Source organism: Streptomyces sp. N35, assembly GCF_016464295.1.
Classification (GTDB): domain Bacteria; phylum Actinomycetota; class Actinomycetes; order Streptomycetales; family Streptomycetaceae; genus Streptomyces.
The window spans coordinates 24,420-47,600 of the sequence record NZ_JAEIMH010000019.1; the positions used below are offsets into that span (position 1 = coordinate 24,420).

The window sequence follows — 23,181 nt, forward strand, 5'->3', positions numbered from 1 at the left end:
CGGCCGCATCCGACGGCCGGGGCTCCTCTCGTATGTCTGCGAATCTCGTACGTCGGAGAATCTCGTACGTCCGCGAATCTCGTACGTCCGCGAATCAGGCGTTCTGGCTCAGCACCGCGGGCCGACGTGACGCGATGACCTTCTTGGCCAGCGTCTTGGGGCTGGTCAGGAAGCCGTAGCCCCACGACATGTGCATCGTCGCGAGCGCCACCGGGATCTGCAGCCGTGCCTTGAGCGGCAGTCCCTTGCCGGCCGGCAGGGAACCCGCGGCGATCGCGGCGAGGTAGCCGCCCGGGATCACGAAGCCCAGCGGCGTGACCGCGGCGCCCACGACCAGGCCGGCCGCGATCGCGCAGACCGCCGTCGGCGGGGCCAGATAGCGCAGGTTGATCGAGCCCTCGTGGTAGCGGGCGACGACATGGCGCCAACGCCCGTAGTCCTTGTACTGCTTGGCGAGCGCCTTCACCGACGGGCGCGGACGGTAGGAGACCTTGAGCTCCGGCGAGAACCAGATGAGGCCGCCGGCCTCGCGGATGCGGAAGTTCAGCTCCCAGTCCTGGGCGCGGATGAACTCCTCGTTGTAGCCGCCCTGCTGCTCAAGCGCCGCGCGCCGGAAGACACCGAGGTAGACGGTCTCGGCCGGTCCGGCCTCGCCGCCCGTGTGGAAGGCCGCGTTGCCCACGCCGATCTTCGAGGTCATCGCGGCGGCGACCGCGTGCTCCCAGTCGTTCTCGCCCTCGGCGTGCATGATGCCGCCGACGTTCTGCGCGCCGGTCTCCTCCAGGAGGCGTACGGCGGTGGCGATGTAGTTCGGCGAGAGCATCCCGTGGCCGTCGACGCGCACCACGATCGGGTGGCGCGAGGCCTTGATCGCCGCATTGAGCGCGGCGGGGGTGCGGCCGGTGGGGTTGGGCACCGTGTGGACGCGTGGGTCTTCCGCCACCAGCTCGGCGGCGATCTCGTCGGTACGGTCCGTGGACGGGCCGAGCGCGATCACCACCTCCATCTCCCCCGCGTACTCCTGCTGCAGGATCGCGTGGATGGCGCCGCGCAGATGCCGCTCCTCATTGAGGACCGGCATGATCACGGATACGGCGGTGGGCTGCGCTGCAGTCGACTGGGAATTCTCGCTCATCACCCGTCACGTTACCGCGAATGGGGGACACGGGCGCGCGGCCCCCGGGTGGCCTCCCCGGGCCGCATTTCGTATGGGCCTACGGTTGCACGGTCCCTGCGCCCGCTTCTGCTCCATATGTTCAGCCTGCGGAGGTGTCCCCTGTGCCCGTGCCGCCCAGTCCCGCCCGACCTCCCCGGCAAGGACCTCGGCAGCCGGTCCGGCGATCCGCGCGGCAGGCGCCAGGACGGCGCAGGCGACCACCGGCCCGGCCCAAGTGGGCGATGCGGATGGCGACGACCCTCTCGATGGCGGTGCTCGCGGCGGCGGGCGTCGGACATGCGGTGGTGACCAGCCTGGACACCGGCATCGACCGGGTCGACCCCTTCAAGGACATGAAGAATCGTCCCTCCGGGGGCGACGGCATGAACGTCCTGCTCGTCGGCACGGACGGCCGCGACAAGATCACCGAGCAGGAGCGGCGCAAGTACCGCCTCGGCGGAGCCCCCTGCCACTGCACGGACACGATCATGATCGTGCACATCTCCGCCGACGGGGACCGCGCCAGCATCGTGAGCCTGCCGCGCGACTCGTACGCCGAGGCGCCCGCGCACACCGACCGCAACAGCGGCGAGAAGCACAAGGCGCACCCGATCAAGCTGAACGCGGCCTACGCCGAAGGCGGGCCGAACCTGACCGTGCGCACCGTCGAGCACATGACCAAGGTCAAGATCGACCACTATCTCGAGGTCGACTTCACCAGCTTCATGAAGACGGTGGACGTGCTCGGCGGTGTGGAGATCTGCACCGCGAGCCCGATGAAGGACTCGTACACCGGTCTCGATCTGGCCGCGGGCAAGCACCACCTCAGCGGGGGCGAGGCGCTGCAGTACGTGCGCTCGCGGCATATTGACGGCGCCGCGGACCTCGGCCGGATGCAGCGCCAGCAGCGCTTCCTCGCCGCGGTCATCGCCAAGGCGACCTCGTCCGGGGTGCTGCTCAACCCGGTCAAGTTCCGCAATGTGACCAGGACCATCCTGGGTTCGGTCCGTGCGGACAAGTCCTTCGGTACGGACGAGATGCTGGACCTCGGCCGGGCGATGCGCGGCTTCACGCCCGCCTCGTCGGAGTTCACCTCCGTGCCCATCGGTGAGATGGGCTACATGGTGAAGGGGATCGGCTCCACCCTGAAGTGGGATCCGGAGCGTTCGGAGAAGCTGTTCCAGGCGCTGCGCGACGACAAGCCGCTCGCGCCGCTGCGCAAGAAGCGCAAGTCGGTCCTGGTGGATGTGGCGCCGCAGCAGATCCGCGTCCAGGTGGCCAACGGCACGGACGTCTCCGGCCTCGGCGGCCGCGTGGACAAGGCCCTGCGCAAGACGGGCTTCCGTACGACCGGGGCGCCGAAGGACGCGCCTGCCGTCAAGCGCACGCTCGTCGAGTACGACCCGCGCTGGGACCGCTCGGCCCGCTCGCTGGCGACGGCGCTGCCCGGCTGTGAGCTGAAGGCCGTCAAGGGGCAGGGCGGGACGCTGCAGGTGACGGCGGGACCGGACTTCAAGCAGGTGCGGTCGGTGCGGGCCGAGGACATTCACCAGGGCGAGTTCGGTGTGGTGACCGGGGACCAAGTGGTGTGCGGCAAGTAGGGCCGGGTGGACCAGGTGGTGTGCGGCACGTGAGGCCGGGGCGGACCAGGTGGCGTGACGCGGGGAGCGGGGAGCGGGGAGCGGGGCTCAGTCCTCGAGGCCCTCGGCCGCCCGCTTCTCCCGCAGCTCCATGATCGCCCGGCGGCGCGCGAGGCGGTGCGTACGCCGGATCTGCGCTTCCTGGTAGCGGCGCCGGTCGCGCTCCGTCTCCGGCTGCACCTGCGGGACCCGGCGCGGCTTGCCTTCGGCGTCGACCGCCGCGAACACCAGATACGCGGAGCCGACCTGCTGGGCCGGGGTCGACTCGTTCCACCGCTCGGCCAGGACCCGCACGCCGACCTCCATCGAGGTCCGTCCGGTCCAGTTGACCTGGGCCTTCACATGCACGAGATCCCCGACCCGTACGGGCTCGAGGAACGCCATCTCGTCCATCGAGGCCGTCACCGCGGGACCGCCGGAGTGCCGGCCGGCCACCGCGCCCGCCGCGTCGTCCACCAGTTTCATGATCACGCCGCCGTGCACCGTCCCCAGAAGGTTGGTGTCGTTGTGGGTCATGATGTGGCTGAGGGTGGTCCGGGAAGCCGAGGTCGGCTTGCCCGGAATCTCCTCCTGAGGGGGACGGGCCTGGTCTGTCATGCCGTCCACTCTATGTCTGTTGTTTATCCGCGCTGGTCGTGGGCACTTTGTGTCAGCTCTGCAACAGCCGTGGTCCGGTTTTACGGCATCCCTTGTCTTGGACCTTTATGGAACCTGCACACTGGGAGGCATGAATGACTGGCCCCAGGGGTGGAACGGAGACCGCGACCGTGGATACGGGCGTGGCAGCGGCAGTGCGCAGCCCGAGGGCGCGCGCGTGATGCGCCATGTCCAGCGCGGCCAGGCCTCCCGGCCTCAGGCGGCACCTCAGTACGGCGTCCCGTCGCAGCCCGCGTACGGCAACGACGACCGTTACGACAACGGCGGCCACGACGACGGGCGCGGCAGCTACGACAGCGGCTACAGCGACGGCCAGGTCTACGGCGGCACGTCCCGTGGCGGCCGCGGTGGCGCCGGCCGGGGCGGGGACGACGGCTACTACGACGCCGGGCGGCCGGCTCCGGACTGGCGCCGGCGGATAAAGATCGGCCTGATCACGTTCGTGACGGTCGTGCTCGTGTGGTCGGTCGCCACGTACTTCTGGGCGGACTCCAAGCTCAAGCGCGAGGTCGACCTGTCCAAGGTCATCGAGCGTCCGGGCGGCGGCGAGGGCACCAACTACCTGATCGTGGGCTCCGACAGCCGCGAGGGCATGTCCGCCGAGGACAAGAAGCGCCTGCACACCGGCTCGGCCGAGGGCAAGCGCACGGACTCGATGATGATCCTGCACGTGGGCGACAACGGGAACACGATGATCTCGCTGCCCCGTGACTCGGACGTCGAGATCCCGTCCTTCGTGGGCTCCGAGTCCGGCAAGACCTTCCCGAACACGGGCCGCCGCGTGAAGCTCAACGCCGCGTACGCGGAGGACGGCCCCGAGCTGCTCGTACGTACCGTCGAGCACAACACCGGCCTGAAGATCGACCACTACGCGGAGATCGGCTTCGGCGGCTTCGCCAACATCGTGGACGCGGTCGGCGGCGTCGAGATCAAGATCGACAAGCCGATGAAGGACAAGAAGTCGGGCTCGAACTTCGTGCCCGGCACCCACACCCCCAACGGCGAGCAGTCCCCGGCCTGCGTACGCCACCGGTTCGGCCTGCGCTACGGCCTCGCCGGCGGCGACCTGGACCGTACGAAGAACCAGCAGAAGTTCCTCTCGGCGCTCGCCAGCCAGGTCGCGACCCCGGGCACGGTCCTGAACCCCTTCAAGCTCTACCCCACGATGGGCGCGGGCCTGGACACCCTGGTCGTCGACAAGGACATGGGCCTGTTCGACGTGGCGGAGATGTTCTGGGCGATGAAGAGCGTCTCGGGCGGCGACGGCAAGTCCATGAACATGCCGATCTCGGGCAGCCGCGGCGGCAACCTGGTCTGGGACAAGGCCAAGGTGCAGCAGCTGGTGGAGCAGCTGAAGAACGACGAGAAGGTGACCGTCACCGAGTGAGGGCCGTCCGTCTGGAGGTGGCCGCGACCGCGGCTGCCTCCGCACTTGTCCTGCGCCCCTGGCGCGACGACGACATCGGGCCGCTGACCGAGGCGTACCGCGATCCCGCGATGCGGCAGTGGCTGCGGTCCCAGGTGGCGAGCACCGCCGACGCGGCGAGGTGGCTGGAGGTCCGGCACCGCGGCTGGGAGTCGGGCGACTACCTGAGCTTCGCTGTGCAGGAGGCCTGCGCGGGCGGCGCACTGCTCGGCAACGTCGCCCTCAAACGGTCGGCCGCAACGCGGCAGTCCGCGGAGGTCGGCTACTGGACGACCACGTCCGCCCGAGGGCGGGGAGTGGCCTCACGGGCCCTCGAAGCCCTCACCGTATGGGCGTTCACGGCCTTCGAGGCAGACGGTCTCGTCCGCCTCGATCTGCTCCACCAGGTCGGCAACACCGCCTCGTGCAAAGTCGCCGAGAGAACCGGCTACGACTTCGACCGGATCGTGCCGGCTCGGCCGCCTTGGCCGACGGACGGGCATCTGCACGTACGGCGGGCCGCGGGCCACTCCTCACCGGACAAGCAGCCTCACGGTTCCATGCCGGCACCAAGGCGAACCGAGACCGGCGATGTTCGGCTCTCAGGCCACCTGGCCGAAGGCCACGGTTCGAGAGCCGGGAGTGAAGCGAGCAAATGAATGCTCCCAGGACTCGCCTGGCCAGTAGTAGGTGACCCGCCCCTCAGAGGGCCGGTAGCGGGCGGTGTAGAGGGTTCCAAGACCCTCGTCGTAGGCGTACTGGTACAGCGGCGGCTTCAGCATCGCCGCCACATCGGTGCCCGCCGCACGTACGGCAGCCAGCCGCTCCTGGGTCCGGGAGAACTGCTCCTGCTCGTCAGGCACCGGCAGGTGCTGGTGGTTGGCCGCGCAGGCATCCGGTGCCTTGGCCGGCTCGATGTCCGGTCCGACGAACACCGAGACCGCCTGCTCGGCGTCGACGAGCGTGACGTTCTGCGGGATGGCGATCGGTATCGATCCCAACGTGCCGATTGCTTCGTCAACGGTGGTGCACGTCTCAAGGAGATAGCGCAGCACGATGGGGACGGCGAAGCCGGTGCCGTGGACGAAGCGTCCGCCGAAGGTGAGCGAGACCGCGAGCCCGGCATCGTTCATCCCGTCGAGCAGACCCCAGGCCGCTTCCTGCATACCGATCACCGGACGCAGGAAGTGCGTGGAGCCGATGGTGCCTTCGCACTCGGCGGGGTCGAAGTCGTAATTACGCAGCAGAGTGCCGTTGTCGCCGATCTGGGTGCAGCCCGAGAAGAAGGGGCGCAGGGCCGCAAAGGTCAGGAAGGCTTCCCCGTGCGGCCGGTCGAGCTGGCGGGCGAGCCGCTCCAGCAGGGGGACCAGCTCCGGCATATGGGCCTCGAACAGTTTCCGGGCCCGCTCCGCGCCTTCCGGAGTCCGCCCCTCGTCGGCCAGCCATAGCTCCGTGACCGGCCACAGGGCTTGTGCATGCGCGGCTCACCGCCCGTCGCTCCCGTCGCCGAACTCCACGGCGTGGAACGTCTTGTGCTGCCTGCTCATGGCTGCCGCTCCCCTGCGGACGTCGGGCACGATGGCCGCAACCTAGCCAATTGCGCAGGCGATTCACCAGATCACGCCGCTCCGAGCGCGCCTTGCATCCCGCGATAGCGCTGGGGCGCGGCGGCGATCACCGCGTGCGCCGTCACCGCCGTGGGGACGTGCACCTCCGCCCGCTGATCGCGGTGGGTCCGGGCGCGGCTCCTGGGCAGGGCAACCGACCGGCACGGGTTCTCCGCCACGTACCCGTGCTCCATCGCCCAGGTGACGACCCGGTCGTTCGGTCACGGGTCGGAAGAAGGGCGCCCGAAGGCGCCCTTCATCAGTCAACGCGCAGGGTATTAAGGAAGGTTGCGCGCCATCACGATGCGCTGAACCTGGTTCGTACCCTCGTAGATCTGGGTAATCTTCGCATCTCGCATCATTCGCTCCACCGGGTAGTCCCGCGTGTAGCCGTAGCCGCCGAGGAGCTGCACCGCGTCCGTGGTGACCTCCATCGCGATGTCCGAGGCGAAGCACTTGGCGGCCGCGCCCAGGTACGTGAGGTCGGCGTCGCCGCGTTCCGAGGCCGCCGCGGCCTGGTAGGTGAGGGCGCGGGCCGCGGAGATCTTCATGGCCATGTCGGCGAGCATGAACTGGATGCCCTGGAAGTCGGCGATCGGCTTGCCGAACTGCTTGCGCTCCTGGACGTAGCCCTTGGCGTAGTCGAGGGCGCCCTGGGCGATGCCGAGGGCCTGGGCCGCGATGGTGATGCGGGTGTGGTCCAGGGTCTTCATGGCGGTCGCGAAGCCCGTGCCCTCGTCGCCGATCATGCGGTCGGCGGGGATACGGACGTTGTCGAGGTAGACCTCGCGGGTCGGGGAGCCCTTGATGCCGAGCTTCTTCTCCGGGGCTCCGAAGGAGACGCCCTCGTCGCTCTTTTCGACGACGAAGGCGGAGATGCCGCGCGAGCGCTTCTCGGGGTCGGTGACGGCCATGACCGTGTAGTACTCGGACTCGCCCGCGTTGGTGATCCAGCGCTTGACGCCGTTGAGTACCCAGAAGTCGCCGTCGCGTACGGCCTTGGTCTTCATGCCGGCCGCGTCCGATCCTGCGTCCGGCTCGCTGAGCGCGTACGAGAACATGCCCTCGCCCTTGGCAAGGGGGCCCATGTACTTCTTCTTCAGCTCCTCGGAGCCGGAGAGGATCACGGGGAGCGAGCCCAGCTTGTTCACGGCGGGGATGAGGGAGGAGGACGCGCAGACGCGGGCGACCTCTTCGATCACGATGACCGTGGCGAGCGCGTCGGCGCCGGCGCCGCCGTACTCCTCGGGCACGTGGACGGCGTGCAGGTCGTTGGCCACCAGCGCGTCATGGGCCTCCTGCGGGAAGCGGGCCTCCTCGTCCACGGCCGCGGCGAACGGCGCGATCTTCGCTTCGGCGAGCGAGCGGATGGCGTCGCGGAGCATGTCGTGCTCCTCTGCCGGGCGGTACAGGTCGAAATCAGCGTTTCCCGCCAAGTTCTCTCACTCCCAAGGTGCACTGGTGCTAACTACCGTTAAGTAACCCAGATTTTAGGGGGGCCCGCCCCCTGGGTGATACGTGAGCTTGGCGACAGCGGGAAAGCCCTTGCGCCCAGGCCCGTGCCGGGTCCCGCACCGGGTCCCGTGCCGAGGCCCCGTACCGAGGGCGAATGTTCCCCTCCGCATCCCCGACTATGCTCGGGCGGCAGTCCTGCCCCGCATCCTCAGGAGCACCGCACATGTCCCTCAAGATCACCGTGATCGGCACCGGCTATCTCGGCGCCACCCATGCCGCGGCGATGGCGGAGCTCGGGTTCGATGTGCTCGGTCTCGATGTCGTACCCGAGAAGATCGAGATGCTCTCGGCGGGCAAGGTGCCGATGTACGAGCCGGGGCTCGAGGAGCTGCTCGCCCAGCACGTGGCCGGGATCGAGGGGTCCAGCGGGCGGCTGCGGTTCACGACCTCCTGGGAGGAGGTCGGCGCGTTCGGCGATGTCCACTTCGTCTGCGTGAACACCCCGCAGAAGCACGGTGAGTACGCGTGCGACATGAGCTACGTGGACGCGGCCTTCGGCTCGCTCGCCCCCGTCGTACGCGAAGGGTCCCTGGTCGTCGGCAAGTCGACCGTGCCCGTCGGTTCGGCCCAGCGGCTCGCGGAGCTGCTGCCCGAGGGTGCGGAGCTGGCGTGGAACCCGGAGTTCCTGCGCGAGGGCTTCGCCGTGCAGGACACCCTGCACCCCGACCGGCTCGTGGTGGGTGTGCGCAGCGAGCGTGCGGAGAAGATCCTGCGCGAGGTGTACGCGACGCCGATCGGCGAGGGCTCGCCCTTCGTCGTGACCGACTTCCCCACCGCCGAGCTGGTGAAGACCTCCGCGAACTCCTTCCTGGCCACCAAGATCTCGTTCATCAACGCGATGGCCGAGGTCTGCGAGGCCGCCGGCGGCGATGTGGTGAAGCTGGCCGAGGCGATCGGCTACGACGACCGGATCGGCAAGAAGTTCCTGCGCGCCGGGATCGGTTTCGGCGGCGGCTGTCTGCCCAAGGACATCCGTGCGTTCATGGCCCGCGCCGGTGAGCTGGGCGCGGACCAGGCGCTGACGTTCCTGCGCGAGGTCGACTCGATCAACATGCGCCGTCGCGGGCACATGGTGGAGCTGGCGCGCGAGGCGGTCGGCGGCGACTCGTTCCTGGGCAAGCGGGTGGCGGTGCTCGGTGCCACGTTCAAGCCCGACTCCGACGACGTACGGGACTCCCCCGCGCTGAACGTCGCCGGGCAGATCCATCTGCAGGGCGGCCAGGTCACGGTGTACGACCCCAAGGGCATGGACAACGCCCGCCGGCTCTTCCCGACCCTCGGTTACGCGGACACCGCGCTCGGTGCGGTCCGTGGCGCGGATGTCGTGCTGCATCTGACGGAGTGGCGCGAGTTCCGTGAGCTGGACCCGGCGGCGCTGGGTGCGGTGGCCGCCGAGCGCGTCATCCTCGACGGCCGCAATGCGCTGGACCCGGTTCTGTGGCGTGAGGCGGGCTGGACGTACCGGGCGATGGGGCGGCCGGCGGCGTAAGAGCTGCTCGGCCTGCTGCCGTACGGGTCTTGCGTGCGGGCCTACCGGTCGAGGCGCTCGATCGTGGCTGTCGACGGTGGGCGGCGCTGCTGGGCCGCGCGGGCGGTGAAGTCCGCGTCCCTGAGCACCCGTTGGGCGTTGCCCCAGGTGAGCTGGGCGAGGTCGGGTTCGGTCCAGCCGCGCTGCAGCAGTTCCGCGATCAGCTCCGGGAAGCGCGAGGTGTCCTCGACGCCCTCGGCCGGCTCGTCCGCCGTGTCGTACGTGCCGGAGAGCGCGACGCACTCCGCTCCCGCCACCTCGCGTACGTGGTCCAGGTGGTCCGCGATGCGGGTCAGTGTCGGGCCGGTGCGGGCGGAGGCGCACGGGACCATGCACAGGCCCTTGTTCGTACGCAGAGCGGTGAGCGTCGCGTCGGACAGGTTGGCCGGGTGCGGGGTGAGGGCCGCGGCGCCCGAGCGGGAGAAGACCACCGGGGCCTTGGTGACGGCGAGGGTGCGCTGGACGGTCCGTTCCGAGCTGCCGCTGAGGTCGATCAGCAGGCCGAGGCGGTTGCACTCGCGGACGACCTCCTCGCCGAAGCGGGTGAGGCCTTCCGGGCCGGCCCAGGACGTTCCGTACAGGCCGAGGCTGCGTACTCCGAGGGCGTACAGGGCGCGCAGGGCGCCGAGCGAGTCGCCGAGCGCGTGCGCCTCGGCGGGGCCGAGCAGACAGGCGATCCGGCCGTGGGAACGGGCGTCGGCGGCGTCCGAAGGCGTGCGGGTCAGGCGCAGGGCCTCGGGGTTGGCCTCGATGACATGGCCGGCCAGGTCGATGAGGTCGAGGGTCGCGGAGACGGCGCGCTCGCCGTTCGCCTCGGGCGGGAGCGTGAGCGACCAGAACATGGCGCCCACGCCGCCCTCGCGCAGGCGCGGGATGTCGGTACGCAGGGCGCTCTCGCCCAACTCCAGGTCGTACCAGGAAAGCTGACGCAACGCCCAGGGAAGCCCGCTGTGTCCGTCGGCGACGGGGTGCTGCCTGAGCAGGGTGCGGGCGTGGGTGAGGGGGCTCGGGGTGCCGGTGCTCGGCGGAGCATCGGTGGGTGACGGGGTGCCGGTGCTCGGCGAGGGGTCGGTGTGCGGCGGGGTCTCGGCGCTCGGCGGAGCGTCGGCGCGTGACGCGGCCTCGGTGCTCGGCGAGGCGTCGGTGTGCGGCGGGGTCTCGGTGCTCGGCGGAGCGGTCGAGGGCTCGTCCAGCTTGCCGATTTCGCCTGGGGCCAGCGACTCATCCTGCAGATCCGCCATCGGGGGCTCCGGTCACGTGGGGGTGCGGTGGTGGGCTGCGCGTATCGCCCACCGTGGCATGGGGTCGGGGGTGTGACCCGGCGGGTGGTACGTACGGGGGTACGGCGTCACACGCACGTACCCCCTGCGCCCGTTGCGACGGGCCCATCTCCCCCACCACGCCCTTCCCCAAAACCGAGGGCAAGCCCCCGGGCCCCCCCGGGGGGGTGCGTTGGGTGGGGTGAGGGGCTGCAGCGGAACGGAGCGGAGAGAAACGGGGCCCGGTCGCGAGCCGGGGGCGAGGGGGGCGATGCCTAGAGGGGGGCGGGGGCGGTGGGGGACGCGCGCCCAGGGCGACAGAAAGGCGACGCTGTTGCCCGCCCGCACCTCGGCGGGGACTCCGTCCCCTGCACCTCCGACGCGCGGGCGAAGCGACAGCCGCGCGACGTCAGATGGGGACGACCGCGAGGGCAGGACACCCCACCGGCCGACAGGAACGAGCCAAGGCAAGAAGGCGAGGCCGAAAGGGGTGAGGGCCCATGAGACACCGGCCGCAACGACGGAAAGCAGCACCCCCGCCCGACCGCACCCTGGCGGGGGCTCCTCGCCCTGCACCCCCGACGCGCGCACGAAACGACAGCCGCGCGACGTCAGAAAGCGACGACCGCAAGAGCAGAACACCCCACCGACCGGCAGGAACGAGCCAGGGCAAGAAAGCGAGGCCGAAAGAGGTGAGGGCCCATGAGACACCGGCCGCAACGACGGAAAGCAACACCCCCGCCCAACCGCACCCTCGCGGGGACTCCGCCCCCTGCACCCCCGACGCGCGGACGAAGCGGCAGCCGCGTCCGGTGGAAGACGCTGCCATCGACCGCGGGACACCCCACCGGCCGACAGGCGCGTGCGGGCGGAAGCCTGGACCTGACGGGTAGGACCCCGACCGGCCGCGCAGCCCCGTACCCATGGAAGACGACAGGGCGGAGAGCTGACGACACCGACCGACCGTGTAGCCGCGTACCGACGGGAGGCGACCGCGCGGAGAGCGGGACCACCACCCCACCAGCCGGATAGCCGCGCGACGACGGAACGAGACAACCCCGCGCGCGGAACACCCCACCCGCCGTCAGCCGCGCAACCACGGAACCGGACAACCCTGCGCGCGGAACACCCCACCGGCCGGCAGCCGCGCGACGGCAGAAGGGGACGGCGTGGAGGGCGGAACGCCCCACTGGCCGGCAGCCGCGCGACGGCAGAAGGGATGGGATGGAGGACGGAACACCGCACCGGCCGTCAGCCCCGCGACGGCAGAAGGGATGGGATGGAGGGCGGAACACCGCACCGGCCGGCAGTCGCTCGACGGCGGAAGGGGACGGGGTGGGGTGCATTGTCATTCGGGCACCCCCGACGTCGGCGGTGACCCTTCGCGGGAACGGTGCCATTGCCCGAATGAGCAAGCACCCCACCCCGGCCCCGACCCACGACGAACCGCAGGCGCACAACGCACCGGCGGAAAGCCGCACACGAAACCGCACGCGAGCAGAACGCACCGGCGGAAAGCCACACACGAAACCGCACGCGAGCAGAGCGCACCGACAGGAAGCCGCACCCCGAACAGGGGGCCTGGGGGCGCAAGCCACCAGCGGGGGCCCGGGGGCGGAGACCCCGTGGGATCAACCCCGCCGCACCCGTACCTTGAACCGCCCGTCCTTCTCCTGCGACACCACCGTGATCCGCACCCCGTGCTCCCGGTCCACGAAGGTCTCCCCGGGCCCGTACGGAGCATCGGACAGCTCCGCGTGCACATTGGGCCGCCGCGTACAACCGCCGGAATCCCGCGCCGAGTCGGCCACCGTCACCGGCCCCTGCCCCGTATCGACATCGGCATCCACGCGGTACACCAGCACACCGGGCTTGCAGACCGCCTCATCGTTCCCACCCCGCGTACGCACCTCGAGCGCATACCCCGCCTGCTCACTGAGCGGAACGAACGTCAGCTTCGTACCGTCACGCTTCGACCCCAGCGGACTCAGCAGATGCTCCGACACCCCGGACGCCGACGCACACCGCACCTGGTTGTCGTCCAGCCACCCGAGCTTCCACTTGTGCCAGCCGAGCAGATCGTTGTTCGCCCCCCAGTCCTCGCTCATGATGTCCCAGTGCCCGACCGCCCCACCCCCATCGGCGGTGTACAGATCCGGCAGCCCGAAGACATGCCCGTTCTCATGCGGCAGCACCCGGTAGCCGGTCTCGTCGTACGACCCCGACCCGTCGTCCTGCCGGCTGTAGACGAAGGACGCGTTGGAGACGGGCACCCCATCGGCGACCGGCGCCTCGTGATTGCCCGCGAAGGTCACCGACAGCACGGTGTCGAGCGCGGAAGGCCCCGCGTTCGGGGTGACGAGGACGTTCACGAGGTCGTACGAGCGGAAGTCCACGTCGGGGTCGGCGGTCCGCACGATGTCCTCGACCAGCGCCCGGTAGCCGGGATCGAACGGAGCGCCGCGCTCTATCCCGTACGCGGAGAATTTGCGCGGCATCCGCAGCCAGTCCTTGACCGGTGCGTGCGGCTGGTAGTCGAGCCGCCCGTACGAGCTGGTGCGGAACCACTTCTGGGTCTGCGGGAAGAACTCCCTGTACCGCTCGAGCGCCGTGCCCTCCCCGGGCGCGTCCGGGAAGTCGACCATCAGATTCAGCGCGCGGATGGTGCCCGTCGAACGGGAGTAGCCGGGCCCGGTGGGCACGCCCTCGGACATCTGGACACCCATCGAGCCCGTGATCATGCACGGACCAAGGGCCGTGGAGCGGGCCGCGGACACCGGCCCTGACGCGCTCGAGGGGTCGGCGAGCAGCTGTCCCGTACTGGCCGTCGCCGTCGCGGAGATGGCCAGCGCAGCGGCCGCGGCGAGCCAGCTGCTGCGGCGCGGCCTGCGTATCCAGCGAGGGGACAGCTGCATGCGAGGGCCCTTCCGGTCCGGCGGCACGGCAGCCGTGGAACCAGCCGCCGCACCGGCGGCGCGGCGGCCGTCGAGCACCACCACGCCAAGTCGTCACCCCGAGGGCCGGCCCCATGAGCGGGCCGCACCAGGCCGCGACGGAAGCCGCGTCCATGACGATCACCTTCTGCCGGGGGCGCGACACGCGCGCGCCGGGTGAGCCGATCGTGGGTTTCTCGCCCGGAACAGGTGTGAGCCAGGTCACAGGAGCGTCGGGAAATAACCGGGGAGGGTCTCCCCGTTTAGACCTGTGTTCGCGCGAAACGGGGACTGACTCCCCGCATCGAGGCGAAGCGTCCCGCGGCCGGTTCCGGCACTGGGGCGAAGGAGTCGGGAAATAGAAGTGGACAGATGTCCACTTCGGAGGGCAGGATGGTTATGGTCACCGCAGCAGCCGCTGAACGGTCGCGTCCCGTGCCGCGCCCCCGGGCCGACGCACTGCGCAACCGTGAGCGGATCGTGGCGGCGGCCAGGGAGATGTTCGTCGAGTTCGGACCCGAGGTCCCGTTCGACGAGATCGCCCGCAGGGCCGGCGTCGGCAACGCCACCCTGTACCGGCACTTCGCCGACCGTGCGGAGCTCATCCGCGAGGTCGTCTGCTCCGTCATGGACCGTGCGTCGGAGCAGGCCGAGCGGGCCCTCGCCGAGGAGGGTGACGCGTTCGAGGCGCTGCGCCGCTTCGTGCACGCGGCCGCCGAGGAACGGATCGGCGCCCTGTGCCCGATGCTCGCCGGTGACTTCGACAAGGAACACCCGGATCTCGACGAGGCCCGGGACCGTATCGAATCCCTGGTCGAAGAGCTGATGGCCAGGGCCCGCACCGCAGGTCAACTGCGCACCGATGTCGCTGTCGGTGACCTGATGGTGGCGCTGTCCCAGCTCACCCGGCCCCTGCCAGGGTCGGGGTGTGTGAACTTCGACCAGTTCGTCCACCGCCACCTGCAGCTGTTCCTGGACGGCCTGCAGGCCCCGGCCCGATCCGAACTCCCGGGAACGGCGGCCACTTTGGAGGATCTCCGCCAAAGGGCCTGACCGTCCCTCACAAACTTCAGCAGTAACTCCTCAGCAGTAACTCCTCAGCAGGAACTCTTCACCGTCATCGCACGCTGTCGTGCGCGTGCGTTTTTTCAAGAAATATCGAGGTGGGTACCCCCATGTCCGAAACAGCCCTCAAGCCCGATACCGGGCTCGACCCGAAGCGATGGACCGCGCTGGTCTTCATCGCCCTGGCGCAGCTCATGGTCGTGCTCGACGCGACGATCGTGAACATCGCCCTGCCGACCGCCCAGCTGGACCTGGGGATCTCCGACGGCAACCGTCAGTGGGTCATCACGGCCTACGCCCTGGCCTTCGGCGGTCTGCTGCTGTTCGGTGGCCGTATCGCCGACCTGTGGGGCCGCAAGCGGACCTTCGTGACCGGTCTGATCGGTTTCGCCGGTGCGTCCGCCCTCGGTGGCGCGGCGACCGGTGAGGCCATGATGCTGATCGCCCGTGCCGCGCAGGGTGCCTTCGGCGCGCTGCTCGCGCCGGCCGCGCTCTCGCTGCTCGCCGTGATGTTCACCGACGCCAAGGAGCGCGCCAAGGCCTTCGGCATCTACGGTGCGATCGCCGGTGGTGGTGGCGCCGTGGGTCTGATCCTCGGCGGTGTCCTCACCGAGTACCTGAACTGGCGCTGGACCTTCTTCGTCAACATCCCGTTCGCGATCGTCGCCGCCCTCGGCGCGTACTTCGTGATCCGTGAGCCGGCCGGCGGCCGCAACCGTTCGCCGCTCGACATCCCGGGTGTGCTCCTGTCGACGACCGGTCTGGTCGCGCTGGTCTACGGCTTCACGCGCGCCGAGTCCGAAGGCTGGTCCGACTCCGTGACCATCGGCAGCTTCGTCGCGTCCGTCGTGCTGCTCGCCGCGTTCGTCGCCGTCGAGGCCAAGGTCAAGCACCCGCTGCTCCCGCTGCGCGTCATCACCGACCGCAACCGCGGTGGCGTCTACCTGTCGCTGGGTCTCGCCGTCATCTCGATGTTCGGCCTGTTCCTCTTCCTGACCTACTACCTGCAGGTCGTCAAGGGCTACAGCCCGGTCATGACCGGCTTCGCGTTCCTGCCGATGATCGTCGGCATGATCACGGGCTCGACCCAGATCGGCGCCCGTCTGATGACCCGCGTCCCGCCGCGCCTGCTCATGGGCCCGGGCTTCCTGGTCGCCGCGCTCGGCATGCTGCTCCTGACCCAGATGGAGGTCGGCTCCTCGTACCCGCTGCTGATCATGCCGGCGCAGCTGCTGCTCGGTCTCGGTATGGGTACGGCGTTCATGCCGGCCATGTCGCTCGCCACCATCGGTGTCGAGGCGCGGGACGCCGGTGTGGCCTCCGCGATGGTCAACACCTCGCAGCAGGTCGGCGGCGCCATCGGCACCGCGCTCCTGAACACCATCGCCGCCTCGGCCACGACCGCGTACCTCGTGGACAACGCGGCCGGCGCCACCAACCAGCAGCTGCTGCAGGCGCAGGCCATGGTCGAGGGCTACACCTCGGCGATCTGGTGGGCCGTCGGCATCCTGGTCGTGTCCTCGCTCATCGCGTTCACCTTCATCACCACCAGCGCGCAGGGCTCCACGCCGGTCGCCTCCGGTGGCGGCAAGGGTGCGGACGAGGACCTTCAGGTCCCCGTCATGGCCCACTGATCCACGTATCGCAGCAGTAGCCGGACTGCCCTGAGAGCTCAGCGCAACCAGGGCAGATCCGCACCCGCCTCGCACGGCTGAAGTCCCTCGGCGACGATCTTCATGATCTCGCCGAGGGATTTCTGCTGTTCGGGGCTGAGCCGGTCGAAGAGCGCCTGCCGTACGGCGGCGACATGGCCGGGCGCGGCCTCGGCAAGCACCTCGGCGCCCCGCTCGGTGAGGATCGCGTTCTGGCCGCGCTTGTCGGAGGGGCAGTCCTCGCGGCGGACCCAGCCGTTCTTCTCCAGGCGGGCGACGGCGTGCGAGAGCCGGGAGCGGGTGATCTTCGCCTGTCGGGCGAGCTCGGTCATCCGCAGCCGCCGGCGCGGGGCCTCGCCGAGCTGGACGAGCAGCGCGTAATAGAGGTGCGGCAGCTTGGCGTCACGCTGCAGCTGCCGGTCCAGGTGGTCGTCGAGGAGCATGGTGGCCTGCAGATACGTGCGCCAGATCTGCTGTTCCCCGTCAGTGAGCCAGCGGGGCTCGTCCTCGTGCTTCGTCGCCATGCTTCCACTGTACGGAGCGGTTTCTTGAAGGTTGAAGGAAAGGGGGGCGGGGAGTACCGTCGAGGTTGTGCTTGAAGTTTCAAGTATGAGTACTCGGCGCACGTTTCCCGTGTGCGAGTGAGTGCCTGAGCAAGGGAGCCGCCATGAACGCCACCACCGCCGAGCGCATGCCCGCGCTCTACCTCTCGCACGGCGCCCCGCCGCTGGCCGACGACGCGCTGTGGCCGGCTCAGCTCGCGGCCTGGTCCGCGGAGCTGCCGCGGCCGAAGGCGATCCTGATGGTCTCCGCGCACTGGGAGGAGGCCCCGCTCGCGCTCGGCGCCACCGAGGCCGTGCCGCTCGTCTACGACTTCTGGGGCTTCCCCGAGCACTACTACCAGGTGCGGTACGAGGCTCCGGGAGCCCCTGAACTCGCCGAGTCCGTACGGAAGTTGCTGCGGGCTCCCGGTGTGCCGGTGCAGGACATCCCGGACCGCGGCCTCGACCACGGCGCGTACGTGCCGCTGGTCGAAATGTTCCCGGGCGCCGACATCCCGGTCCTGCAGATCTCCATGCCCACGCTCGACCCGCGCCGGCTCATGGACATCGGCCGCAAGCTCGCACCGCTGCGCGACGAGGGCGTGCTGATCGTCGGCAGCGGCTTCTTCACGCACAACCTGGCGGCGCTGCGGCAGGGCGGAATCCCTTCCTGGTCCGCGGAGTTCGACGCGTGGGGGCACGAGGCGCTGGACACGGGCGACGTGGACGCGCTGCTCGATTTCACGGTCAAGTCGCCGGCGGGCCAGCTGGCCCACCCGCGCACCGAGCACTTCGCGCCGCTGTTCGTGGCGATGGGGGCGGCGGACGAAGCCGGTGATCTGGGGGTGCAGCGGTCCGTGATCGACGGGTTCTGGATGGGGCTCGCGAAGAGGTCGGTGCAGTTCGGCTAGGGGCCGCTGCGGTGCTCGGCTAGGGGCCGCTGCGGTGCGTCCGCAGTGGCAGCTGCTCGTGGGGCTCGCGGGAACTGTTGGCGCGTTCGGGCCGTTGGGCGATTGAAGCGGCTGTGGCTGTGTTGCGCGGGCCGGTTGAGGGAACTCGGGGAGCTGCCGGGCAACCAGGATGCGGTCGGCGCCGTCTTCACCAGCGGGGAGAACGGGCCGCCGCAAGGGGTGGAGCAGGCGAAACGTGTGACGGCCGTCTCATTTCCACGGCGTCTACGACGACGCGCGAGGGGTACGGGACGGGTCCTTGCACCCGACCTGACCTGCATCTCCGTGACACCGGCAAGGTGTCGGTCCGTGTTGCGGCGGCACAGGGTACTGCAAGATCACGAAAAATGTTGGGCAGCTCGGGAATTCTGTCCGGATTCCAGTCGTTGTTTCCATCGGAAGCGGTAGCCAAGCGTTATTTGAAGTGTCACAGCCCGGCCGCCGCCCCTGGAGTCCCGAAGACCACCAGCAGGCCCCACTCATCGCAAGGGAGCACGCATGGCAACCCGTGCCGTCGCCCGTCGTAAGACCGCCAAGGGCGGATCCGACGCGGCAAGCAGTGTTCGCGTCGGAACCGGTGAAATCGCCGACCGCGACCTGGTCGGCATGTATCTGGACGAGATAGCCCGCACGCCGCTGCTCGACGCCGCCAAGGAGGTCGAGCTCTCGCAGATCATCGAGGCGGGTGTGTATGCCCAGCAGATCCTCGACGGGACGCTCGACCAGGCCACCGAGACCGGCAAGGACGCGAGCCGTGACGAGCTCGAGGCCCTGGTCGCCGACAGCGAGCGCGCCAAGGACATCTTCATCCGCTCCAACCTCCGCCTGGTCGTCGCGGTCGCCCGCCGCTATCCGCGCTCGGGTCTGCCGCTGCTCGACCTGATCCAGGAGGGCAATGCGGGCCTGGTGCGCGCGGTCGAGAAGTTCGACTACCGCAAGGGCTTCAAGTTCTCCACGTATGCGACCTGGTGGATCCGTCAGGCCATCACCCGCTCCATCGCCGACCAGTCGCGCACGATCCGGCTGCCCGTCCACCTCGTCGAGGAGCTCGGCCGCATCCGCCGCGTCCAGCGCGAGTTCAACCGGGAGAACGGGCGCGACCCGGAGCACACCGAGATCGCCGCCGAGCTCGGCTCGACGCCGGAGCGCGTCGGCGACGTGCTCGACTGGGCGCGCGACCCGGTCTCCCTGAACATGTCGGTGGACGACGACGGCGACACCCAGTTCGGCGACCTGCTCGAGGACACCTCGGCCATCTCGCCCGAGCAGTCGGTGCTCACGCTGCTTCGCAGCGAGGAGCTCGACGGTCTGATCGGCCGGCTCGACCAGCGCACCGCGTCGATCATCAAGATGCGGTACGGCATCGAGGACGGCCGCGAGCGCACCCTGACCGAGGTCGGCAAGGAGCACGGTCTGACCCGCGAGCGGATCCGTCAGATCGAGAAGCACGCCCTGCTCGAGCTGAAGCGGATGGCCCGCGACACCGGCTTCGACGCGGCGGCGTAACCCCCGGCGGCAGCCCGCAGTCACTGCGGTGCCGCCGCCCCCGAGACCGAGCCCCCGGCGCCCCACCCCCCCCTGGCGTCGGGGGCTCGTTGTGTTTCCGCTAGCTCGCCGCCGCACGCGTCAGGCGGCTGCCCAATTGGGCGACCCGCTCGGCCAGTTCCACAGGGCCGTGCACCGTGAAGTCCACCCCCGCCATCGCGAGGCGCATCGCCGCCCACTCCAGCGAGTCCTGGACCGTGGACCGCAGCCGGCAGCTGTCCGGTCCCGTCGGCTCCGGGGCGCCGAAGGACGGCGGGAGGCGGCGGGCCACGTCGGGCGACGGTGGCTCGGAGGGCACGTCGATCTCGAACGAGGGCGCCGCCCGCCCCCCCCCCGCCCCCATGGCCTCCCCCGCGTCCCCGGTCGGCACCTCGCGCGGCGCGAACCGCGCACCCGTCGCGAACGGGTCGCCGACCCGGTCGACCCGGAACGTACGCCAGTCGTCCCGGTCCAGGTCGTACGCGACGAGGTACCAGCGCCGGCCCGCCGAGATCAGCCGGTACGGCTCCGTCAGACGCCGGGTCCGTGCGCCGTCCGCGGCCTCGTACGAGAAGCGCAGCCGCTCGTGTCCCGAGGTCGCCGAGGCCAGGACCGTGAGGGTCTCGGGCGCGATGGTCGCGCCGTCGCCGCCCCCGCCGTACACGAGGGAACTCGTCGCCGTGCCGAGGGTGTTGACGCGGTGGCGCAGTCGCGAGGGCAGCACCTGTTCGAGTTTGGCGAGGGCGCGTACGGAGGCCTCCTCGATGCCCTCGACCGCGTGGCCCGCGCCCGCGCGCAGACCGACCGCGATCGCCACCGCCTCCTCGTCGTCGAGCACGAGGGGCGGCAGTGCCTTGCCCGCGACCAGGCGGTAGCCGCCGTCCGCGCCCATGGTCGCCTGTACCGGATAGCCGAGGTCGCGCAGCCGGTCCACATCACGGCGGACGGTCCGCCGGGAGACCTGGAGGCGATCGGCGAGCTCACTGCCTGGCCACTCGCGTGGCGTCTGCAGAAGCGACAGAAGCTGCAGCAGTCGTGCCGGAGTATCGGTCGTCATGTTTTTGAGGATGCCCCTCAATTAGGTCGTGACCTGTCCTACATGGCATCTAACGTACTCCTTATGAAGACGACTAACAGCAGCGCGCAGGGCATAGCCCAGGGGCCGGGGCAGGGCGAAGCCCAGGCCGACCGGCGGCGGTGGATCGCGCTGGCGATCGTGATGACCGCCTCGTTCATGGACCTCGTCGACGTGACGATCGTGAACGTCGCGATCCCCACCATCACGCGCGACGAGGGGGCGACCGCCAGCCAGATCCAGTGGATCACCGCGGGTTACGCGCTGGCCTTCGCGGCCGGACTGATCACCGGCGGCCGGCTCGGTGACATCTACGGCCGCAAGCGGCTCTTCCTGATCGGTATCGCCGGGTTCACTCTCGCCTCGGCGCTGTGCGGCTTCGCCGCCAACCCGGACATGCTGGTCGCCTCCCGCATTCTGCAGGGAGCCACGGCCGCGCTGATGGTGCCGCAGGTCCTCTCGATCGTGCACGCCACCTTCCCGGCGCACGAACGCGGCAAGGTGTTCGGTCTGTTCGGCGCGATCGTCGGCCTCGGCGCGGTGACGGGTCCGCTGCTCGGCGCCCTGCTCACGCAGTGGAACCTGTTCGGTCTCGAGTGGCGCCCGATCTTCCTGATCAACCTGCCGGTCGGCATCGCGGCCCTGATCCTCGGCCGCAAGTACATCAGCGAGTCCAAGGCGCCCAAGGCGCTCAAGCTGGACCTCGTCGGCGTCGTCCTCGTCGTGATCCCGCTGCTCATGCTGCTCTACCCGCTCACCCGCGGCCACGAGCTGGACTGGCCGCTGTGGGGTCACCTCATGATGGCGGGCGCGCTTCCGGTCTTCGCGATCCTCGTGGCGTACGAGCGCTACAAGGCCCGCAAGGACGGTTCGCCGCTGATCGAGCTGCCGCTGTTCAAGGTGAAGAGCTTCGCGGCGGGCATCGCGGTGCAGCTGACCTTCGGGCTCGTGATGGGCATCTTCTTCCTGGTGTGGACCCTCTACATGCAGGAGGGGCTCGGCTGGACCCCGCTCAAGGCAGGTCTGACGGGTGTGCCGTTCTCGATCGCCGTTTCCTTCGCGGCCGGTATCTCGGTGCAGAAGCTGGTCCCGGTCTTCGGCCGCAAGGTCCTTCAGGCGGGCGCGCTGACCATGGCCGCGGGCGTCCTGATCTACATCTGGGAGGCCGACCGGTACGGCATGACCATCAGCCCCTGGCAGATGGCGCTCCCGCTGGTCGTGATGGGTGTCGGCATGGGCCTGATCGTGGCACCGCTGACCGACGCGGTCCTGTCCGACGTGCCGCGTGAGCACGCGGGTTCGGCCTCGGGTCTGATCAACACCACCATGCAGATGGGCAACGCGCTCGGCCTCGGTCTGGTGTCGGTGGTCTTCTTCGGGCAGCTGTCCGACCACGTGGTGCCGGAGCAGATGACCGCGGAGATCGTGGACGCGTTCCAGTACGCGCTCAGGTACGTCGTCGCGGTGCTCGTCGCGATCTTCCTGGTGATGTTCGCGCTGCCGAAGCGACCGAAGCAGCACCTGGAGGGTGGCGCGGACGAGGCTTCGGACCCGTCTTCGCCGGCGGACTCGGCCGGGGCGCCGGACGACGACGAGCAGCCGGTGCTCGTCCACTGATCCGACGGCCTGCGGTCACCTTCGGCGCCCTCGCACCTTCGTGGTGCGGGGGCGTTGTGGTGTGTCCGGAGTTCCACAGGCCCGGTCCTTCTACCCGCCGCAGTGGCTCTCAGGCGGGACCAAAGCCCGTTTCTGCCCGGATCATGCCCGACTCTGTTTACTTCGGTGTTACGGCGCCGTACGCTGACGATGAATCAACAGAGTCGGGCACGAAGCGGAGCTGAACCCACATGTACGCACCGGAGCGTCAGCAGGAGATCCTGCGGCTCGCCCGCGAGAGCGGACGGGTCGATGTGCTGTCGCTGGCCGAGGAGTTCCAGGTCACCGCCGAGACCGTACGGCGTGACCTCAAGGCCCTCGACCGCGCGGGTCTGGTCCGCCGGGTGCACGGCGGGGCGATACCGGCCGGACGGCTCGACTTCGAGCCGGACCTCGCCGAGCGCGAGTCCACCGCCGCCGACGAGAAGGACCGCATCGCGCACGCCGCGCTCGCCGAACTGCCCGCCGACGGCAGCGTGATCCTCGACGCCGGCTCCACCGTCGCCCGCGTCGCCGCCGACCTGCCGCTCGATTCTGCGCTCACGGTCGTCACGCACTCGCTGCCCACCGCGGCCCGGCTCGCCGACCACCCCGGCATCCAGCTGCACCTGATCGGCGGCCGGGTGCGGCACCGTACGCGCGCGGCCGTCGACGCCTGGGCGCTGCGCGCCTACGGAGAGGTCCGCGCCGACGTCCTCTTCCTCGCCGCCAACGGCTACTCCGCCGCCCACGGTCTGACCACCCCCGACCTCGCCGAGGCCGCCGTCAAGCGCGCCGCGATCGCCGCGGCCCGCCGTGTCGTCCTGCTCGCGGACTCCGCCAAGTGCGGCGAGGAGCACTTCGCGCGCTTCGGGGACCTGGCCGAGGTCGATCTGCTGATCACCGACAGCGGCCTGTCCGACGCCGATGCCTCGACCGTCGAGAAGGCCGGCGTCGAGGTCCGGCGCGTCTGAGTCCGGGTGCCACGTGCCTGAACTCCCGTACGGGATGCGCGACATGAACTTCCGGACGAGGCGA

General features: G+C 69.9%; 19 protein-coding genes. 10 read left to right on the top strand and 9 right to left on the bottom strand.

The window, feature by feature from the left end:
• Window positions 1-94 precede the first annotated feature (94 nt).
• Window positions 95-1,135, bottom strand: coding sequence for a glycosyltransferase family 2 protein (locus JAO81_RS13090; protein WP_199547995.1), 1,041 nt, complete (start codon window positions 1,133-1,135; stop codon window positions 95-97).
• 263 nt (window positions 1,136-1,398) lie between these two features.
• On the opposite strand from JAO81_RS13090, the gene JAO81_RS13095 reads away from it, so the two are divergent.
• A complete protein-coding gene (locus JAO81_RS13095) occupies window positions 1,399-2,757 on the top strand; it encodes an LCP family protein (protein WP_233415298.1) in 1,359 nt (452 codons plus the stop codon).
• A gap of 87 nt (window positions 2,758-2,844) precedes the next feature.
• Here JAO81_RS13095 and JAO81_RS13100 read toward each other — a convergent pair whose 3' ends face one another.
• Entirely contained in the window at window positions 2,845-3,393 is a 549-nt protein-coding gene (locus JAO81_RS13100; protein WP_199547997.1) for an acyl-CoA thioesterase, read from the bottom strand.
• Window positions 3,394-3,523: 130 nt separating this feature from the next.
• Here JAO81_RS13100 and JAO81_RS13105 point away from each other — a divergent pair, with 130 nt between their 5' ends.
• Together JAO81_RS13105 and JAO81_RS13110 are read left to right on the top strand one after the other, a co-directional pair.
• Window positions 3,524-4,840, top strand: coding sequence for an LCP family protein (locus JAO81_RS13105; RefSeq protein WP_199547998.1), 1,317 nt, complete (start codon window positions 3,524-3,526; stop codon window positions 4,838-4,840).
• The gene (locus JAO81_RS13110) at window positions 4,837-5,517 is read left to right on the top strand and encodes a GNAT family N-acetyltransferase (RefSeq protein WP_307813336.1); all 681 of its coding nucleotides are present in this window, start codon (window positions 4,837-4,839) and stop codon (window positions 5,515-5,517) included. Before JAO81_RS13105 ends, JAO81_RS13110 begins: the two co-directional genes overlap by 4 nt.
• On the opposite strand, the gene JAO81_RS13115 is transcribed toward JAO81_RS13110, so the two are convergent.
• The 3 genes from JAO81_RS13115 to JAO81_RS13125 form a co-directional block, all read right to left on the bottom strand.
• Window positions 5,461-6,324 carry a C45 family peptidase gene (locus tag JAO81_RS13115; RefSeq protein WP_307813346.1) on the bottom strand — a complete coding sequence of 288 codons (864 nt, stop codon included), beginning with the start codon at window positions 6,322-6,324 and terminating at the stop codon, window positions 5,461-5,463. The two genes, JAO81_RS13110 and JAO81_RS13115, sit on opposite strands and share 57 nt — an antisense overlap.
• A 152-nt stretch (window positions 6,325-6,476) precedes the next feature.
• Window positions 6,477-6,644, bottom strand: a complete 168-nt coding sequence (locus tag JAO81_RS13120; RefSeq protein WP_199547999.1) for a hypothetical protein — start codon at window positions 6,642-6,644, stop codon at window positions 6,477-6,479.
• A 99-nt stretch (window positions 6,645-6,743) separates the two neighbouring features.
• Entirely contained in the window at window positions 6,744-7,850 is a 1,107-nt protein-coding gene (locus tag JAO81_RS13125) for an acyl-CoA dehydrogenase family protein (protein ID WP_199548000.1), read from the bottom strand.
• Window positions 7,851-8,143: 293 nt separating this feature from the next.
• Between JAO81_RS13125 and JAO81_RS13130 the strand changes: the two genes are divergently transcribed.
• Window positions 8,144-9,469 carry a UDP-glucose/GDP-mannose dehydrogenase family protein gene (locus JAO81_RS13130; RefSeq protein ID WP_199548001.1) on the top strand — a complete coding sequence of 442 codons (1,326 nt, stop codon included), beginning with the start codon at window positions 8,144-8,146 and terminating at the stop codon, window positions 9,467-9,469.
• A gap of 41 nt (window positions 9,470-9,510) precedes the next feature.
• Here JAO81_RS13130 and JAO81_RS13135 read toward each other — a convergent pair whose 3' ends face one another.
• Both JAO81_RS13135 and JAO81_RS13140 read right to left on the bottom strand, forming a co-directional pair.
• Complete coding sequence (locus tag JAO81_RS13135) at window positions 9,511-10,749, bottom strand: dipeptidase (protein ID WP_199548002.1); 1,239 nt, start codon at window positions 10,747-10,749, stop codon at window positions 9,511-9,513.
• Between the two features lie 1,649 nt (window positions 10,750-12,398).
• Window positions 12,399-13,682, bottom strand: a complete 1,284-nt coding sequence (locus JAO81_RS13140; RefSeq protein ID WP_199548003.1) for a M6 family metalloprotease domain-containing protein — start codon at window positions 13,680-13,682, stop codon at window positions 12,399-12,401.
• Between the two features lie 417 nt (window positions 13,683-14,099).
• Between JAO81_RS13140 and JAO81_RS13145 the strand changes: the two genes are divergently transcribed.
• Together JAO81_RS13145 and JAO81_RS13150 are read left to right on the top strand one after the other, a co-directional pair.
• Window positions 14,100-14,753: a TetR/AcrR family transcriptional regulator gene (locus JAO81_RS13145; protein WP_199548061.1), complete on the top strand. Its 654-nt coding sequence runs from the start codon at window positions 14,100-14,102 to the stop codon at window positions 14,751-14,753.
• A gap of 122 nt (window positions 14,754-14,875) precedes the next feature.
• The gene (locus JAO81_RS13150; protein ID WP_199548004.1) at window positions 14,876-16,399 is read left to right on the top strand and encodes an MFS transporter; all 1,524 of its coding nucleotides are present in this window, start codon (window positions 14,876-14,878) and stop codon (window positions 16,397-16,399) included.
• Between the two features lie 38 nt (window positions 16,400-16,437).
• Here the strand turns inward: JAO81_RS13150 and JAO81_RS13155 are convergent, their stop codons facing one another.
• A complete protein-coding gene (locus JAO81_RS13155) occupies window positions 16,438-16,941 on the bottom strand; it encodes a MarR family winged helix-turn-helix transcriptional regulator (RefSeq protein ID WP_199548005.1) in 504 nt (167 codons plus the stop codon).
• 143 nt (window positions 16,942-17,084) lie between these two features.
• Here JAO81_RS13155 and JAO81_RS13160 point away from each other — a divergent pair, with 143 nt between their 5' ends.
• On the top strand, window positions 17,085-17,870 hold the full coding sequence (locus tag JAO81_RS13160) for a dioxygenase (RefSeq protein ID WP_199548006.1): 786 nt from the start codon (window positions 17,085-17,087) through the stop codon (window positions 17,868-17,870).
• A 537-nt stretch (window positions 17,871-18,407) separates the two neighbouring features.
• Window positions 18,408-19,415 carry an RNA polymerase sigma factor RpoD/SigA gene (locus tag JAO81_RS13165; protein ID WP_199548007.1) on the top strand — a complete coding sequence of 336 codons (1,008 nt, stop codon included), beginning with the start codon at window positions 18,408-18,410 and terminating at the stop codon, window positions 19,413-19,415.
• 100 nt (window positions 19,416-19,515) lie between these two features.
• Here JAO81_RS13165 and JAO81_RS13170 read toward each other — a convergent pair whose 3' ends face one another.
• The gene (locus JAO81_RS13170) at window positions 19,516-20,490 is read right to left on the bottom strand and encodes a YafY family protein (protein ID WP_199548008.1); all 975 of its coding nucleotides are present in this window, start codon (window positions 20,488-20,490) and stop codon (window positions 19,516-19,518) included.
• 63 nt (window positions 20,491-20,553) lie between these two features.
• Between JAO81_RS13170 and JAO81_RS13175 the strand changes: the two genes are divergently transcribed.
• On the top strand, window positions 20,554-22,125 hold the full coding sequence (locus tag JAO81_RS13175; RefSeq protein ID WP_199548009.1) for an MFS transporter: 1,572 nt from the start codon (window positions 20,554-20,556) through the stop codon (window positions 22,123-22,125).
• A 230-nt stretch (window positions 22,126-22,355) separates the two neighbouring features.
• A complete protein-coding gene (locus JAO81_RS13180) occupies window positions 22,356-23,117 on the top strand; it encodes a DeoR/GlpR family DNA-binding transcription regulator (protein ID WP_199548010.1) in 762 nt (253 codons plus the stop codon).
• Window positions 23,118-23,181 lie beyond the last annotated feature (64 nt).